Here is a 16,212-nt window from a genome sequence, read left to right as displayed (position 1 = left end):
AGTGCGAATGTCACGTAAAAGACATTAAAAATATCTGCTTAGCCAATCAATTCACCAGCGAGCGAATTGGCACTGTCGTGAATGATCTTCACGCGCCGCACCTGCCCCAGCACATCGGCGGGTGCAGGGGCGAAAACGGCATGCAGATATTCAGACTTTCCGATCATCTGGCCCGTTTCGCGCCCGGTCTTTTCGAACAGGACATTTACCTCGCGTCCAATCATCGCGGCCTGCGTCGCCTGCTGCTGTTCGCGCAACAGCGCCTGCAAGCGCTGCAACCGATCATTCATCACGTCTTCGGGCAGTTGCGGTTTTTCGGCGGCGGGCGTCCCCGGACGGGTGGAATATTTGAACGAATAGGCCTGTCCGTAATGCACGTCACGGACCAGTCGCAGCGTATCTTCGAAATCCGCGTCGGTTTCGCCGGGAAAGCCGACGATAAAATCGCCCGATAGCAAGATATCAGGTCGCGCTGCACGAATACGTTCGATCAGACGCAGGTAACCCTGTGCAGTATGCTTGCGGTTCATCGCCTTTAGAATCCGGTCAGACCCGGATTGGACGGGCAAATGCAGATACGGCATCAGCTTGCCGCAGGTGCTGTGCGCATCAATCAGTGCCTGATCCATGTCGTTGGGGTGGCTGGTGGTAAAGCGGATGCGTTCCAGCCCGTCGATCTTGTCCAGTTGCCAGATAAGGCCCGCGAGGCCCTGCGCATGCCCATGGTAGGCGTTCACATTCTGCCCCAAAAGCGTGATTTCGCGCACGCCTGCTGCGACCAGTTCGTGTGCTTCACGCACAATACGGTCCGCCGGGCGCGATACCTCTGCGCCGCGCGTATAGGGGACCACGCAGAAGGCGCAAAACTTGTCGCAGCCTTCTTGCACGGTCAGAAATGCCGTTGGACCGCGCTTGGCCTTGCTGCGGGATTTCAACGTCTCGAACTTGTCATCCTCGGGGAAATCAGTGTCCAGCGCCTTGGCCCCGGTCTGCAACACGTCATCCATAGCAGGCAGACGGTGATAGCTTTGCGGGCCGACCACCAGATCGACGAGCGGTTGGCGGCGCATGATTTCCGCTCCCTCGGCCTGCGCGACGCAGCCCGCGACGCCGATTTTCAGGTTCGGGTTCTTGGCCTTGAGGCTTTTCATGCGACCCAGCTCTGAATACACTTTTTCGGCTGCTTTTTCGCGGATGTGGCAGGTGTTCAGCAGGATCATATCGGCACCCTCGGCCGTATCGGTCTGCACATAGCCTTTCCCGCCCAGCGCCTCGGCCATGCGTTCGCTGTCATAGACATTCATCTGGCAGCCGTAGGTCTTGATAAAAAGCTTTTTGGGCGCGGACATGCTGTGCTCTTTGCGTAGGTGGTATTTCGCGACTTCTAACGCTATGAAGGCAGGCTTGCAATGCGACGGGAATTCGCGGATTTTGCGGCAATCGCAACAAAGCCCGGACCTTATGCATTATCCCGACCTGCCCGCCCTTATTGCCGACCGCCGCCGGACCCTTGCCAAGGGGCCGATCGCGCTGATCCTCATCGAAGATGACGTGGAGATCGCAAGCACCATCGACCATCACCTGAAGGCCGGTTTTGCACAGCTGATCGTCTTTTGCGCAAAAGATGTCGTGCTGCAAGACCGGGGCGGCACGGTCCACCGCGTCGACTATGATTTGCTGGGCGATGACGCGCTGATCCAGATTATCAATACCGTGGTCGAGGCCGCGCCCGGCGTCTGGCTCTATCATGGGTACAACGCAGAATACCTGTTCTACCCGTTCTGCGAACATCGCAGCGTGGGCGAGATGATCAGTTTCGCCACAGAGGAACGGCGCGACACGTTCATGTGCTATGTTGTGGATCTTTATGCGGGTGATCTGGGCGCGTATCCCGATGCCGTATCGCGCCAAGATGCCTATTTTGATCGCACGGGCTATTATGCGCTCGCCCGGCAGGATGCTGATGGTGCCACAATGGACCGCCAGATGGATATTTTTGGCGGGTTACGTTGGCGGTTCGAAGAACATGTTCCCCAGACGCGAAGACGGATTGACCGCGTGGCGCTGTTTCGCGCGGTTCCGGGGCTGCGAATGTTGCCTGACCGGACCTTCAACGTCGCCGAATACAACACCTATGCCTGTCCGTGGCATCATAGCACGACGGCGGCAGTCTGTTCATTTCGGACGGCCAAGGCGCTGCGGCGCAACCCAGGAAGCCGCCATGAGATTACAAGCTTTCGCTGGCAAAATACGGAGGCATTCAATTGGCGGTCGCAGCAGTTGCTGGACCTTGGCCTAATGGAACCCGGCCAGTGGTTCTAGCGGTCGGTGGGTCAAGACCCACCTTACGGCGCTGCACCGTCGAGAATCGCCAGCCACCCGGCGCGCGTACCAGACCGGCATGAACCGGAGCAGCCGCAATGACATGCATATGGAACTGAAAATCAGCCTGATCACGGATCATATGTTCCCAGAACCGGCGCTGCCATATCCCCTTTTCACCACGCCGGAGCTGAGTTGTGGTTCGGTCTGTGGCGGGCGGCACATGCCGCGAAAAGGTGGTTTTGATCATGCGCCACCGGATCGAATAAGCCGCATCATCCGGCGGTAAGGTCCAGATCATATGCACGGCGTTGGGCAGGACGACAGCGGCATCAATGATGAAGGGCCACCGTTTTTGACAAAGGCGCGTTGCGTCGCGCAGAAGATCAATCTTGCGCACCAACAGGTCCGACGCAGGGTCTTGCAACCGTGCCGTGAAGAAAAAGGTGCCACCGGGCACAAAGCGTCTGATGTAATTTGACATGTCACCAGTCTTGCCCAGACCGGGTTAATTGCACGTAAACAGACGCAAGACCGTAGGGTGGGTCTTGACCCACCTTGCAGTCAGAATTTTGGCGTTCTGCGACGCAGCCGGATCACAACGTCAACCGACGCTATTTCTGCCCCCTCCGGGGCATGAGGCAGGCGACGAATCTCAAGCTGTTCTGCAGGCGCATCCGTCAGGCTGGCGCTGTCTTCCCAATAGAAATGCGGATGGTCAGTCATGTTTGTGTCGAAATAGCTTTTCGACCCGTCAACCGTAATCTCGCGCATCAGCCCCGCCGCACAAAAGGCGCGCAGGGTGTTGTACACCGTCGCAAGCGACACCTTTTCGCCCACGTCAGATGCGGCATCAAACAGGCTTTCGGCGGTCACATGCCGATCTTGTCCATCGCCCACCAGCAAACTGGCCAGCGTCAACCGCTGCCGTGTCGGGCGCAGACCCGCACTTGCCAACCAATCCGCGCTCCGCTCTATCTCAATCTGTGCCATGGCTGCCTGTTTACTCCGGTTACATCCCTAATATGGGAAGAAACCCTGCCGGATCAAATGAAAACGACCAAAGCTCCGGCGCACTTGCCCTTGCAAAGGTCAGGATGCTACAGGTCGTAGCAACGTAGCAGACAATGAATGAGACCAGAAACATGGCCGACTATCCCAGCAGTTTTGACAAAGATGACCTGCTCAAATGCGCCCGAGGCGAACTGTTCGGGCCCGGCAACGCCCAGTTGCCTGCGCCGCCCATGCTGATGATGGACCGGATCACCGAAGTGTCGGGCGATGGCGGTGCGCATGGCAAAGGCCATATTGTCGCAGAGTTCGATATCACCCCTGATCTTTGGTTTTTCGAATGCCATTTCCCCGGCAACCCGATCATGCCCGGCTGTCTGGGTCTTGATGGTCTGTGGCAGTTGACGGGGTTCAACCTTGGCTGGCGCGGCTGGCAGGGGCGCGGTTATGCGCTGGGTGTGGGTGAGGTCAAGCTAACGGGCATGGTCCGCCCCGATCGCAAGATGCTGACCTATAAAATCGACTTTACCAAGGCGATCCAGACCCGCCGCCTGACGATGGGTGTGGCCGATGGCATCGTGGAAGCAGACGGTGAAGTCATCTATCAGGTCAAAGACATGAAAGTGGCTCTTTCCGAGAGCTGAGGTCAATAAAATAAGGAGTGTGCCCATGCGCCGCGTCGTCGTCACCGGTCTTGGTATCGTATCGCCCATTGGCAACAATGCGGCCGAAGTTCTTGCATCTTTGAAAGCAGGCAAATCCGGGATCGAGGCATCGCCCGAGATGGCCGAACACGGGTTCCGCAGCCGGATCGCGGGGACGTTGAAAATTGATGTGGCAGAGCATGTGGACAAGCGCACGTTGCGGTTCATGGGTCCGGGCGCGGCCTATGCCCATATCGCGATGAGTCAGGCAATTGCCGATGCGGGGCTGGATGAAAGTGTCATTTCCAACCCACGTACGGGGCTTGTTGCCGGGTCCGGCGGGCCGTCGACTTCGGCAATGTTTGCCGCGCACAATGTGGTGACAACGACCGGCGCAACCAAGCGGATCGGCCCCTTTGCGGTCCCCAAATGCATGTCTTCGACGATCTCTGCCAATCTGTCGACCGCCTTTAAAATCAAGGGGATAAACTATTCCATCACCTCTGCCTGCTCGACCAGTCTGCATTGCATCGGCAATGCCGCAGAGCAGATCATGATGGGCAAGCAAGACGTGATGTTTGCCGGCGGCGGCGAGGAATTGGATTGGACCCTGTCGTGCCTTTTCGATGCCATGGGCGCGATGTCGAGCAAGTACAACGATACGCCGGAAAAGGCGTCACGCGCGTTTGATGCGAACCGCGATGGTTTTGTCATTGCGGGCGGCGGCGGCATTATCGTGCTGGAAAGTCTCGAACACGCCCAAGCGCGCGGCGCCAAGATTTACGCCGAGGTCACCGGCTATGCGGCCACGTCCGACGGGCACGACATGGTGGCCCCATCAGGCGAGGGCGGCGAGCGGGCGATGCGGCTGGCGCTGGCGACCATCCCAGAGGGCCGAAAAGTCAGCTATATCAACGCACACGGCACCTCGACCCCGGTTGGCGACGTGGGCGAAGTGGAAGCGGTGCGCCGGGTCTTTGGCCGTGGCACCACGCCGCCGATCAGTTCGACCAAATCCATGACAGGGCACAGTCAGGGGGCGACAGGCGCGCAGGAAGCCATCTATTGCCTGTTGATGCTACAGGATGATTTCATCGCCCCGTCGATCAATGTCGAAACGCTGGACCCGGCACTGGACCCGGCTGAAATTGCGACGCAACGTGTTGATAATGCGGGGCTTGATACCGTGATGACCAACTCTTTCGGGTTTGGCGGTACGAACGGGTCGATGCTGCTTTCCAAGTTCCAAGGATAAATGAATGACGATTTCAATGCAGGGCAAACGCGGCCTGATCATGGGTGTCGCGAACGAACGCTCCATCGCGTGGGGTATTGCCAAGGCGATGGCCGCAGCAGGCGCGGAGTTGGCGTTTAGCTATCAGGGCGAGGCATTTGGCAAGCGGCTGGCACCGCTGGCGGAAAGTGTCGGGTCTGACATTATGGTCGATGTCGATGTGGCCGACGATGCCAGCATGGACGCGGCATTTGCCACGCTCAAGGAGCGTTGGGGCACTTTGGATTTTGTTGTGCATGCCATTGCTTTTTCAGACAAAAATGAATTGACTGGCCGGTTCATCAACACCAGCCGGGACAATTTCAAGAACTCGCTTTCGATCTCGTGTTATTCGTTTATTGACGTGGCCAGACGGGCGTCAGAATTGATGCCGCAGGGCGGTACGTTGCTGACGTTGACCTATCAGGGGTCGAACCGTGTTACGCCGTTTTACAATGTCATGGGTGTGGCCAAGGCCGCACTGGAAAGCGCCACGCGGTATCTGGCCAATGACCTTGGTCCACAGGGTATTCGTGTCAATGCAATCAGCCCCGGCCCGATGAAAACCCTTGCTGGTGCTGCAATTGGCGGCGCGCGGCGCACCTATAAGCACACCGAGCAGAACACGCCCCTGCGCGCCAATGCGACGCTTGAGGCGGTGGGCGGCACGGCGGTTTATCTGGCGTCGGATGCGGGGGCCTGCACCACCGGCGAAATCATCCACGTGGATGGTGGATTTCATGTTCTGGGCATGCCGCAGCCCGACAATCTAGTCTAGGGCTGGTTCAGGGCGCGCAACGGTCGGTCAGCGCGGGGCGGCGCGTCTTTCGACAGGTGCCGCGAATCAGTTGTTAACCGCGCTTTTGCGGGTGTTTGCGGCGTATGCAACGCGTGCGGAACCCGTACAGACCGCGTATGTACACCGGCCATACAACGGGCGGATGAACGCTGCGTGCGGTCAAATTGTGCATGGCGCGTTAAGGATTGTGGCGGGTGCGCGCACGCACGCACCCTGCCGATCTCAGGCCGCGTCGATGCCAACAACTTCGACATCGAAGATCAGGTCTTTGCCAGCCAGCGGGTGGTTGGCATCAAGTGTGACCTGTTCGTCCGTGACTTCGGCCACGACGACCTGCACGACTTGCCCTTGTGGTGTCTGCATCTGCAACTGCACGCCCGGGTCCAGCGGGATATCATCGGGGATTTCGGCGCGTGGTATCGCCTGAAGCGCATCAGGGTTGGTTTCGCCGTAAGCGGCCGCGCAGGGCACCTCGACTTTTTTCTTGTCGCCGACGGCCATACCGGGGATGGCCACATCGAGGCCTGGAATGATCTGACCGGAACCGACCACGAATTCCAACGGGGCGCGCCCTTCGGAGGTGTCGAACGTCTCTCCGGTGGTGAGTGTGCCGGTGTAATTGATCCGCACTGTGTCGCCTGTTTTTGCATGGTTCATCTTAGTCGTCCTTCGGTTAGTTCAAAAAGTGCCTATTACCTAGGTGCCGGGTTGCGTGTTTGCAAACAGGTTTGCCCTTTTCGTGCCGCGCGCCGCGTGACAATCTGCCGATCATCACCAAGGGAGGTCCATGATGCCAATCACGACTTGCGTTTTCGATGCCTATGGCACGCTGTTCGATGTGAATGCGGCGGCGGCACAGGCCGCGACTGAGCCGACGCATCACGCATTGGCCCCGGTTTGGCCTGCGATTGCCCGCGATTGGCGGCTTAAGCAGTTGCAGTATACGTGGCTGCGTGCCGTTGCCGGACGCCACTGTGATTTCTGGCAAGTGACCCAGGATGGGTTGGATTGGGCGATGGAGGCAAATGAGCTGACCGATGCCGCGACCCGCGTGCGTTTGCTGGAGCTGTATTGGGAATTGGCCGCCTATGCGGAGGTGCCCGCGATGCTGACAGCGCTTAAGGCGCGCGGTATGGCCACGGCTATTTTATCGAACGGATCGCCAGATATGCTGCAAGGTGCGGTGAAATCGGCGGGGATCGGCGCGCTGCTCGATGCGGTGTTGTCGGTCGAGGATGTGGGTGTGTTCAAGCCGCACGCCCGGGTTTACGATCTGGTTGGCGGGCATTTTGGCTGCGCGACGGATCAGGTGTTGTTTGTGTCGTCCAATGGCTGGGACGCGGCGGGGGCGGCAGGTTACGGGTTTCGGACTGCATGGGTGAACCGCGCGAGCGAACCGATGGACCGTCTTTATGCCAAGCCGCACCATGTGTTGACCGACCTGACCACAATTCCGGAGTTGATATGATGCCGTTTTTTGAAACCGCCGATGGGCTGAGATTGCATTTTACCGATGAGGGCGCGGGCCTGCCGGTTATTGCGCTGGCCGGGTTGACCCGCAATGGCGCGGATTTCGATCATGTTGCCCCGCATTTGCCGGTGCGCCTGATCCGACTGGATTATCGCGGGCGCGGGCAGTCCGATTGGGCTGACCCCGCGACCTATACCGTCCCGCAAGAGGCCCACGACGTGCTGGCGTTGATGGATCATCTGGGTCTGGACAAGGCCGCCATTCTGGGCACGTCCCGCGGCGGATTGATTGCGATGATGCTGGCCGCTACGGCCAAGCACCGGCTGCTGGGTGTCGCGCTGAATGATATCGGGCCCGAGATCGCGCCTGCGGGTCTTGGTATCATCATGACCTATATCGGGCGCAATCCCGCGCAACGCACCTATGAAGAAGCCGCGGCATTTCGCGACCGCTATTGGGTGCAATTCCAAGGCGTTCCCATGGCGCGCTGGTTGGCCGAGGTCACGGCGCATTACGTGCAAACGCCAGACGGTTTGGTCATTCGCTATGATCCACGGCTGCGCGATGCCGTGGTCGCGTCAGGCGCGCAGCCGACGCCGGATTTATGGCCCTTGTTTGATGCGTTGGCCGGTTTGCCTCTGGTGTTGATCCGGGGGGCTAACTCGGATCTTTTGAGCGCCGAGACGGCGAATGAAATGGCACGCCGTCGCCCCGATATGATCCGCGCCGATGTGCCCGGACGCGGGCATGTGCCGTTTTTGGATGAGTCCGAGGCAGTGGCCGCACTGCACGCATGGTTGGAGAAAATGCAATGAATATCGACATGATCCGCGCGGCGGCACAGCGGCTGGAAGGCCACGCGCGGCGCACGCCGATCCTGACCTCGCCGTTTCTGGATGAGATCGCGGGGCGGCATGTGTTCGTGAAGGCCGAATGTCTGCAACATACCGGATCGTTCAAGTTTCGCGGCGGCTGGTCGGCGGTGTCTTCGTTGACGGATCATGCGCTGAAGGCGGGCGTTATCGCGTTTTCCAGCGGGAACCATGCGCAGGGCGTGGCACTGGCTGCACGGATGCATGGTGCGCCTGCGGTGATCATCATGCCCGGCGATGCGCCCGCGGTGAAGATCGCCAATACCCGTGCATTGGGCGCCGAGGTGGTGCTGTATGACCGCGCGACCGAGGACCGCGATGAAATCGGTGAACGCCTTGCCGCGCAGCGCGGGCTGACGTTGATCAAGCCCTATGATGCACCGTTGGTCATTGCGGGCCAAGGCACCGTGGGCTTAGAGATTGCAGCCGATATGACCGCGCTTGGGGTCACGAATGCGGATGTGATGGTATGCTGCGGCGGTGGTGGTCTGACGTCGGGCATTGCGCTGGCACTGGCGGCGGATGCACCGGGGTTGCGGGTACGCCCGGCAGAGCCCGAAGGGTTCGACGATGTGACCCGGTCGCTGATCAGTGGCAAGATCGAGCGGAACGCGCGGCTGGATGGGTCGCTGTGCGATGCGATTATCACGCCGCAACCGGGAAACCTGACGTTTCCGATCATGCGGGCCTTGTGCGGGCCGGGGGTCGTGGTGACGGAGGATGAGTGTCTGCGCGCGATGGCGGTGGCGTTTGATCGGCTGAAGATCGTCGTGGAACCGGGCGGGGCCGCAGCGCTTGCCGCTGCGTTGTTCCACCCCGATGCGTTTGAAGGCGACGCAGTCGTGGCGGTGGCGACGGGGGGCAATGTTGACCCTGCGGTCTTTATCAAGGCGCTGGAGAGGAGAGACCATGAAGATAGAGCGTGACGCAATAGCGCTGCATGCGCAGGTGGATGGCACAGATGACGCGGATGCGCCGACGATCATGTTTGCCAATTCGCTGGGGACCACATTGCATTTGTGGGACGGCATTGTGCCGCTGTTGTCACCGGGATTGCGGATCGTGCGCTATGATATGCGCGGGCATGGCCTGTCCAATGCGCCGGACGCCCCCTATACGATGGGGCAGCTGATCAGTGACGCCGAAGCGGTGTGCGATGCGCTGGCGGTGCGAAATTGCATGTTTGTTGGCCTGTCCGTGGGTGGCATGGTCGCGCAGGGGCTTGCGGTGAAACGCACCGACATCATGCGGGCGATGGTGCTGTCGAATACGGCGGCCAAGATCGGCAATCCGCAACTGTGGCAGGACCGGATTGACGTCGTGCTGGCCAAAGGGCTTGAGCCGATCGCCGATGCGGTCATGCAACGGTGGTTTGGCAAAGCGTTTTACGGCACACCCGCGATGGCACGCTGGCGCGATATGTTGGTGGCAACGCCGCCGCAGGGATACGCCGGCGTTTGTGCCGCCATTTCCGGCACGGATTTCTATACGCCGACAAGCGGGCTGCGCCTGCCGACGCTGGGCATTGCGGGGTCCGAAGATGGCGCCACGCCCCCTGATCTGGTGCGCGAAACGGTCGATTTGATTCCCGGATCGCAATTTGCGCTGATGCGTCGCGCCGGGCATTTGCCCTGCGCCGAGGACCCCGCAGCCTATGCCGCAATCCTGAACCAATTTCTGAAGGATACCGGGCATGTCTAGTTTTCTGCTGATCCACGGGTCGTGTCACGGGGCATGGTGCTGGGATGATCTGATCCCACATCTGACCGCCGCCGGACATACCGCGCGCGCGATTGATCTGCCGTCGCACGGGCACGATGACACGCCACCGGGCGATGTCACGCTGGACCTTTATGCCCGCGCGATTGTTGACGCGATTGACGAACCCGTCGTGCTGGTCGGGCATTCGATGGCAGGCTATCCGATCACGGCGGCGGCGAACTTGGCGCCGGAAAAAATCAGCAAGCTGATCTATGTGTGCGCCTATGTCCCGATGCCGGGCAAATCGCTGGCCGAAATGCGCCGGATGGCGCCAAGCCAGCCATTGCTGGACGCGATCCGGGTGTCGGCGGACCGGGTGACGTTCAGCGTCGATCCCGCAGACGCGGCGGCGAAGTTCTACCATGACGTAGACCCCGCCCGCGCCGATTGGGCCGTCGCACGCTTGGGTCCGCAGCCGATTTTGCCGCAGGAAACGCCGATGACACCAGCCCACGCCGTGCCGCGCCATTATATCCGGTGCCTGGATGACCGGACGATTTCGCCCGCGTTTCAGGTGACGATGACGGCCGATTGGCCCCGCGATCAGGTCAGCGAGATGCCGACGTCGCATTCGCCGTTTCTGGCTGATCCGGCTGGTTTGACCGCGCTTTTGGGGCGGGTAGCCGCGTAGGTCACCCGCCCTGCGCATCAAAAATGGAGCCGTCATGAAAAACCGTCTGCCGATCATTTTCATTCTGATTACCATGGTGATCGACAGCATGGGAATTGGCCTGATCCTGCCGGTGATGCCTGATCTGATCCAAGAGGTCGAAGGGGCAGGTCTGGGGGCTGCGGCGGTTTGGGGCGGGCTGCTGGCCACGATATTCGCCGCGATGCAGTTTTTGTGCGGGCCGACGGTAGGGAACATCTCAGACAGCGTTGGCCGACGGCCCGTGCTGTTGTTTTCGCTGGTCATCATGGCGTTTGATTATGTGCTGATGGCCGTGGCCGGGACGATCTGGTTACTGATCATCGGGCGCATCATTGGCGGAATTACGGCGGCGACGCAATCGACCGCAGCCGCATATATCGCCGATATTTCCAAGCCGGAGGAGAAGGCCGCCAACTTTGGTCTGATCGGTGCGGCCTTTGGGGTCGGCTTTGTCTTTGGGCCGTTGCTGGGTGGCCTGCTTGCTGAGTATGGGACCCGTGCGCCATTCTGGGCGGCGGCATTTTTGGCGGGGGCGAATGCCGTGTTTGGGTATTTCGTGCTGCCCGAGACAGTGACCGACCGCATCCGCCGCCCGTTTCAATGGCGCCGCGCCAACCCGTTGGGGGCCTTTAGCAACATCGGCGCCCTGCCCGGCCTGAAACGTCTGATGCTGATCACCTTTGTCTATACAGTCGCGTTTTATGTCTATCCGGGCGTCTGGGCCTATTATGGGGCCGAGCGTTTTGGCTGGGGTCCGGGGATGATCGGGTTGTCGCTGGGCATGTTTGGGATTGGGATTGCGATCGTGCAAGGCCTGCTGATCAGGCCGATCCTGAACCGGATTGGCGAACGCAAGGCGGTGATCTTTGGTCTGGCGGTCGATGTGGGCGCGTTTGTGATGCTGGGGTTTGTGACCAATGGCTGGATTGCGTTGGCGTTGACGCCACTGACGGCACTGGGGTCGGTTGCGGGGCCTGCGTTGCAGGGTATCATGTCGCGCACCGCCTCTGATGATCAGCAAGGTGAGTTGCAGGGCACGGTGTCGTCGATCAATGCGGTTGCGACCATCGTTGCGCCGCTTTTGGTGACCCAGACATTTTGGTATTTCACCGCCGCTGGCACCCCGTTCTATATGCCCGGCGCGCCGTTCTTATTGTCGGCGATTCTGACGGTCGGCTGCATTGTGGTCTTTGTCCAAACACCCCGCCAAAAGCATGCCCGCGTCATCTGACGTCGCGATCAGACTTGCACCGGGGGCCCGCAGGCAACACTGTGTCCGTAACCAGCTTTCTTAAGGACTGCCCGTATGCCACAGATCAAAGCCGCCGTTTGTCATGAATTTGGTGCCCCTTTGCGTATTGAAACCGTCAACCTTGCCGCGCCCCGGATGGGCGAGATCGAGGTGACGCTGAAGGCCTGCGCGATCTGTCACTCTGACATTTCGTATATCGACGGCGGGTGGGGCGGCACCTTGCCTGCGGTTTACGGGCACGAGGCGGCGGGCCATGTGTCTGCCTTGGGGGACGGCGTGCGCGGGCTGGCGGTGGGCGATCCGGTCGTCGTGACATTGATCCGTGCCTGCGGCAGCTGCCCATCGTGTGCCAGTGGCAAACCGGTCGCGTGTGAAACGGCGGTTTCGGGCGGGCCGCTGACGTTGGCGGATGGCACGGCGCTGCATCAGGCGATGAACACCGGCGGCTTTGCCGAGCGGGTGGTGGTGGATCAGAGCCAGGTGGTCAAACTGTCGCCGAGCATCGGGATGCAGGCCGCATCGTTGCTGGCGTGCGGTGTGATTACCGGCGTGGGTGCGGTGGTGAATGCCGCGGGCCTGCGTGCGGGGCAGGACGTTGTCGTGATTGGCGCGGGCGGTGTAGGTCTGAATGCCATTCAGGGTGCCCGGATTGCGGGTGCGCGCCGGATCGTGGCCGTGGACATGTCCCAAGAGAAGCTGGCCATTGCCAAGGAGTTTGGCGCGACTGACGGTGTGCTCGCGACTCAGGACAAGCCGTGGCGCGCCGCGAGACAGGCCATTGGGCGCGGGGCCGATGCGGTTTTTGTCACCGTCGGCGCGATTCCGGCCTATGATCAGGCACCGCAATATCTGGCCAATGGCGGCAAGGTGATCATGGTGGGGATGCCCCATTCGGGCGCGATGTCCACCTATGAGCCGGTGATGATGGCCGCGACGGGGCAAGGCATGGTCGGGTCAAAGATGGGCGATGTGGTGATTGCGCGCGATATTCCGTGGATGGTGGACCTGTATGAACAGGGGCGGCTCAAGCTCGACGAGCTGATTTCCGGCGCGTGGCCGCTTGAGCAGATCAACGAGGCGATTGCCGACACCAAGACCGGCAGCGCCAAGCGCAATGTGATTGTGTTCCCATGAAGCTTGCAGAAATTGATATCATTGTAACCGCACCCCCTGCCCCCGGATGGGGTGGACGGTATTGGATCATCCCCAAGGTCACGACGGACACCGGCGTTGTCGGATACGGCGAATGCTATGCGTCGTCGGTCGGACCTGTCGCGATGAAGGCCGTGATCAAGGATGTGTTTGAACGCCATATGGCAGGCGAAAACCCCGAGAATATCGAGCTGATGTTTCGCAGGGTTTATTCCGCAGGCTTTACCCAGCGGCCAGATCTGACGGTGATGGGGGCCTGGTCGGGGCTTGAGATTGCCTGTTGGGACATTTTGGGCAAGGATCGCGACCGTCCGGTGCATGCGCTGATTGGCGGGAGGATGAATGACCGTGTGCGCGCCTATACCTATCTGTATCCGCGCCCCAGCCATCCGTTGCCCGCGTTCTGGGGCAGCGCCGATATGGCCGCAGAGGTTGCGGTGGACATGGTCGAAAAAGGCTATACGGCGGTAAAGTTCGATCCTGCCGGGCCCTATACGATCCGTGGTGGGCATATGCCCGCGCTGGATGATATCGCCCTTTCCGTCGCGTTTTGCCGGACCATCCGCGAGGCTGTCGGCGACCGCGCCGATCTGCTGTTTGGGACGCACGGGCAGTTCAGCACCGGTGGTGCGATCCGGCTGGGGCAGGCCATCGCGCCCTATGCGCCGCTGTGGTACGAAGAACCGATCCCGCCTGATAATGTTAACGAGATGGCCAAGGTCGCCCGCGCCGTGGGTATTCCGATTGCAACGGGCGAGCGGCTGACCACCAAGGCCGAATTCGCACATGTGCTGCGCAGCGGGGCTGCGACGATCCTGCAACCGGCCTTGGGTCGTGCCGGCGGGATTTGGGAGGGCAAAAAGATTGCGGCCATGGCCGAGGTCTATAACGCGCAAATCGCGCCGCATCTATATGCCGGGCCGGTCGAGTGGGCGGCAAATATCCAGCTGGCCGCGTCAATTCCGAATATCCTGATGGCCGAAACCATCGAAACACCATTTCACAGCGCGCTGATCAAGGACACGATCAAGGTCGAGGGCGGGTATATCACCGTGCCGACCGGCCCCGGGCTTGGCATTGATTTCGACGAGGCGTTGGCCCGTGCGCATCCCTATGTCGGCGACGGCCTGCACCTGCAGATGCAGGAGGACCCGATCAGCTATCATGAGGCGAACACATTTGCGGGGGGTGCCCCGGTCAAGACCTGACCGGGGTTTTCAACGCCCTCCGCGCTTGGTACGGTGAACTGCGTTCAACGGGGGCATCATGGCAGGCAAAGTGGCTGAGCGGCGCAAGGCATTGCGCGACAATCTGACTGCGATTGCAGAGCGGACGATTGCCGCCAAAGGGCTAAGTGCGCTGCGGGCACGCGATTTGGCGACCGAGGCGGGCTGTGCCGTAGGCGCGATTTATAACGTGTTTGGTGATTTGACCGATCTGGTGCTGGCCGTCAACGCCCGCACGTTCCACCGTCTTGGCGCGGATGTTGCCGAAGCGCTGGCCGCAGCGCCGCAGGACCCGGTTGCGCAACTGGTGGTCATGGCACAGGCGTATCACCGATTTGCAGCAGACAATCATCATAGCTGGCGGGCCTTGTTCGATGTCGAGCGCGCACCGGGCGAAGCCGCCCCTGATTGGTATCTGCAAGAGATGGGGCAGTTGTTTACCTATATCTCGGACCCGCTGGCGGTGATTTTCCCGAATCGTGATCCACATGAACACGCGCTTTTGACCCGCGCGCTGTTTTCATCGGTGCATGGGATCGTGCTTTTGGGGTTGGATCAGGCCAGCGCGGGCGTGCCGTCCGCCGATATAGACCGGATGATCGCCCTTGTTTTACGGCAAATTACAGCCGCTGCGCCGCTTTCGTGAACAGTGTTCAATAATTTACTTGATCGCCCCGCCGGATGTGCTATCCCTGATTCATGAACGGTGTTCACACACTGAAATGAAACGGAGACCCCAGATGTTCAAGACACTTGCAACACTGATCAACGGGCAGAACGCACGGGCCGAAGACCGCGTGCGGGATGCCTTTGCGATTGAGCTGATTGACCAGAAAATCCGCGAAAGCGAAAATAGCCTGCGGGCCGCAAAGGCGACGCTTGCCAGCCTGATCCAGCGCCAGCGGTCCGAGGAAAAGCAGCATGGCGGTCTGAAATCACGCATCGGCGATCTGACCAAGCGCGCCGCCGAGGCGCTGGACAATAACCGCGAGGACATGGCCGCCGAGGCCGCCCGCGCCATTGCCACGATGGAGAATGAACTGACGGTGCGGACCGAAACGCTGGACCGGTTGGACCAGAAAGTGATTCGCCTGCGGGCGTCGATCGAAAGCGGGCACCGTCGGATCATTGATCTGAAACAAGGCGCCATTCAGGCACGTGCGGTGCGCCGCGAACAAAATATCCAGATGCGGATGGTCAAGACCGGCGTGCAATCGGGCAGCGTGGAAGAAGCCGAGCAGATGATCGCCCGCGTCCTTGGCCGCGATGATCCGTTCGAACATTCGGAGATCCTGTCGGACATCAACCGCGACCTGAACCATGACACCATTGGCGACAAGATGGCCGATGCGGGATTTGGCGCAGCGACCCGATCGACCGCCGAAGACGTTCTGGCACGCCTGAAGTCAGGCAGGAAATAACCAGGCTTTCAATTGCAGACCCCATCAAAGGACTAGAAAAATGGCTACTCATAAGAATGACAACTCACTGATCATGTTTGTAAACGGCGTCGGCGTTGCCGTGGCTTACGGGATGCTTGGCATCTCGCTCTGGCTATCGACAGATGTGCCGCTGGCCACCAAGGGGTTCTGGGGCATGAGCGTGATGATGCTGACCCTGGCGCTGGTGAACTTTGTCAAATACCGGTTTGACGAAAAGATGTCCGAGGACCGTATCCAGCGCATCGAAGACGCGCGCAACGAAAAGCTGCTGTCGGAATATGTGAGCGCCGCGGCCTGATCCATCGCCCTGCCCCGTCCATGATCACATGGGCGGG

19 protein-coding genes are annotated in these 16,212 nt (G+C 60.2%); 15 read left to right on the top strand and 4 right to left on the bottom strand.

Annotated features, from left to right (window positions below; genetic code table 11):
• Nucleotides 1-38: 38 nt before the first annotated feature.
• Nucleotides 39-1,349, bottom strand: a complete 1,311-nt coding sequence (gene miaB, locus QZ196_RS11905; protein ID WP_296426680.1) for a tRNA (N6-isopentenyl adenosine(37)-C2)-methylthiotransferase MiaB — start codon at nucleotides 1,347-1,349, stop codon at nucleotides 39-41.
• A gap of 112 nt (nucleotides 1,350-1,461) precedes the next feature.
• Here miaB and QZ196_RS11900 point away from each other — a divergent pair, with 112 nt between their 5' ends.
• A complete protein-coding gene (locus QZ196_RS11900) occupies nucleotides 1,462-2,322 on the top strand; it encodes a hypothetical protein (RefSeq protein ID WP_296426679.1) in 861 nt (286 codons plus the stop codon).
• Here QZ196_RS11900 and QZ196_RS11895 read toward each other — a convergent pair.
• Nucleotides 2,261-2,806, bottom strand: a complete 546-nt coding sequence (locus QZ196_RS11895; RefSeq protein ID WP_296426678.1) for a transposase — start codon at nucleotides 2,804-2,806, stop codon at nucleotides 2,261-2,263. The genes QZ196_RS11900 and QZ196_RS11895 overlap by 62 nt on opposite strands.
• 80 nt (nucleotides 2,807-2,886) lie before the next feature.
• Nucleotides 2,887-3,315, bottom strand: a complete 429-nt coding sequence (gene irrA, locus QZ196_RS11890) for an iron response transcriptional regulator IrrA (protein WP_296426677.1) — start codon at nucleotides 3,313-3,315, stop codon at nucleotides 2,887-2,889.
• A 152-nt stretch (nucleotides 3,316-3,467) separates the two neighbouring features.
• On the opposite strand from irrA, the gene fabA reads away from it, so the two are divergent.
• From fabA to QZ196_RS11875, 3 genes are read left to right on the top strand one after another with little or no spacing between them, the layout of a single operon-like run.
• Entirely contained in the window at nucleotides 3,468-3,977 is a 510-nt protein-coding gene (fabA, locus tag QZ196_RS11885; RefSeq protein WP_296426676.1) for a bifunctional 3-hydroxydecanoyl-ACP dehydratase/trans-2-decenoyl-ACP isomerase, read from the top strand.
• Nucleotides 3,978-4,002: 25 nt separating this feature from the next.
• A complete protein-coding gene (gene fabB, locus QZ196_RS11880; protein WP_296426673.1) occupies nucleotides 4,003-5,232 on the top strand; it encodes a beta-ketoacyl-ACP synthase I in 1,230 nt (409 codons plus the stop codon).
• 4 nt (nucleotides 5,233-5,236) lie between these two features.
• A complete protein-coding gene (locus QZ196_RS11875; protein ID WP_296426672.1) occupies nucleotides 5,237-6,028 on the top strand; it encodes an SDR family oxidoreductase in 792 nt (263 codons plus the stop codon).
• A gap of 243 nt (nucleotides 6,029-6,271) precedes the next feature.
• Here QZ196_RS11875 and QZ196_RS11870 read toward each other — a convergent pair whose 3' ends face one another.
• Complete coding sequence (locus tag QZ196_RS11870) at nucleotides 6,272-6,706, bottom strand: peptidylprolyl isomerase (protein ID WP_296426669.1); 435 nt, start codon at nucleotides 6,704-6,706, stop codon at nucleotides 6,272-6,274.
• 133 nt (nucleotides 6,707-6,839) lie between these two features.
• Here QZ196_RS11870 and QZ196_RS11865 point away from each other — a divergent pair, with 133 nt between their 5' ends.
• From QZ196_RS11865 to QZ196_RS11815, 11 genes are all read left to right on the top strand, one after another.
• Nucleotides 6,840-7,517, top strand: a complete 678-nt coding sequence (locus tag QZ196_RS11865; protein ID WP_296426668.1) for a haloacid dehalogenase type II — start codon at nucleotides 6,840-6,842, stop codon at nucleotides 7,515-7,517.
• Nucleotides 7,517-8,335 carry an alpha/beta hydrolase gene (locus tag QZ196_RS11860; protein ID WP_296426666.1) on the top strand — a complete coding sequence of 273 codons (819 nt, stop codon included), beginning with the start codon at nucleotides 7,517-7,519 and terminating at the stop codon, nucleotides 8,333-8,335. Before QZ196_RS11865 ends, QZ196_RS11860 begins: the two co-directional genes overlap by 1 nt.
• Complete coding sequence (locus tag QZ196_RS11855) at nucleotides 8,332-9,318, top strand: threonine/serine dehydratase (RefSeq protein WP_296426665.1); 987 nt, start codon at nucleotides 8,332-8,334, stop codon at nucleotides 9,316-9,318. The genes QZ196_RS11860 and QZ196_RS11855 overlap by 4 nt, the downstream gene beginning before the upstream one ends.
• A complete protein-coding gene (gene pcaD / locus QZ196_RS11850) occupies nucleotides 9,302-10,093 on the top strand; it encodes a 3-oxoadipate enol-lactonase (RefSeq protein WP_296426664.1) in 792 nt (263 codons plus the stop codon). The genes QZ196_RS11855 and pcaD overlap by 17 nt, the downstream gene beginning before the upstream one ends.
• Entirely contained in the window at nucleotides 10,086-10,784 is a 699-nt protein-coding gene (locus QZ196_RS11845; protein ID WP_296426662.1) for an alpha/beta fold hydrolase, read from the top strand. Before pcaD ends, QZ196_RS11845 begins: the two co-directional genes overlap by 8 nt.
• Before the next feature lie 34 nt (nucleotides 10,785-10,818).
• The gene (locus QZ196_RS11840) at nucleotides 10,819-12,036 is read left to right on the top strand and encodes a TCR/Tet family MFS transporter (RefSeq protein ID WP_296426660.1); all 1,218 of its coding nucleotides are present in this window, start codon (nucleotides 10,819-10,821) and stop codon (nucleotides 12,034-12,036) included.
• 75 nt (nucleotides 12,037-12,111) lie between these two features.
• Nucleotides 12,112-13,191 (top strand): Zn-dependent alcohol dehydrogenase, encoded by a 1,080-nt coding sequence (locus QZ196_RS11835; protein WP_296426658.1) that lies wholly within the window; start codon nucleotides 12,112-12,114, stop codon nucleotides 13,189-13,191.
• Complete coding sequence (locus QZ196_RS11830) at nucleotides 13,188-14,417, top strand: mandelate racemase/muconate lactonizing enzyme family protein (protein WP_296426657.1); 1,230 nt, start codon at nucleotides 13,188-13,190, stop codon at nucleotides 14,415-14,417. The genes QZ196_RS11835 and QZ196_RS11830 overlap by 4 nt, the downstream gene beginning before the upstream one ends.
• 58 nt (nucleotides 14,418-14,475) lie before the next feature.
• Nucleotides 14,476-15,081 (top strand): TetR/AcrR family transcriptional regulator, encoded by a 606-nt coding sequence (locus tag QZ196_RS11825; protein ID WP_296426655.1) that lies wholly within the window; start codon nucleotides 14,476-14,478, stop codon nucleotides 15,079-15,081.
• A gap of 94 nt (nucleotides 15,082-15,175) precedes the next feature.
• Entirely contained in the window at nucleotides 15,176-15,856 is a 681-nt protein-coding gene (locus tag QZ196_RS11820; protein WP_296426653.1) for a PspA/IM30 family protein, read from the top strand.
• Between the two features lie 40 nt (nucleotides 15,857-15,896).
• The gene (locus QZ196_RS11815) at nucleotides 15,897-16,175 is read left to right on the top strand and encodes a hypothetical protein (protein WP_296426651.1); all 279 of its coding nucleotides are present in this window, start codon (nucleotides 15,897-15,899) and stop codon (nucleotides 16,173-16,175) included.
• Nucleotides 16,176-16,212: the final 37 nt, after the last annotated feature.

The organism is Yoonia sp., assembly GCF_017854565.1.
Classification (GTDB): Bacteria; Pseudomonadota; Alphaproteobacteria; order Rhodobacterales; family Rhodobacteraceae; genus Yoonia.
The sequence above is the reverse complement of the archived record's forward strand: the minus strand, read 5'-3'. Positions and strand labels throughout refer to the sequence as shown.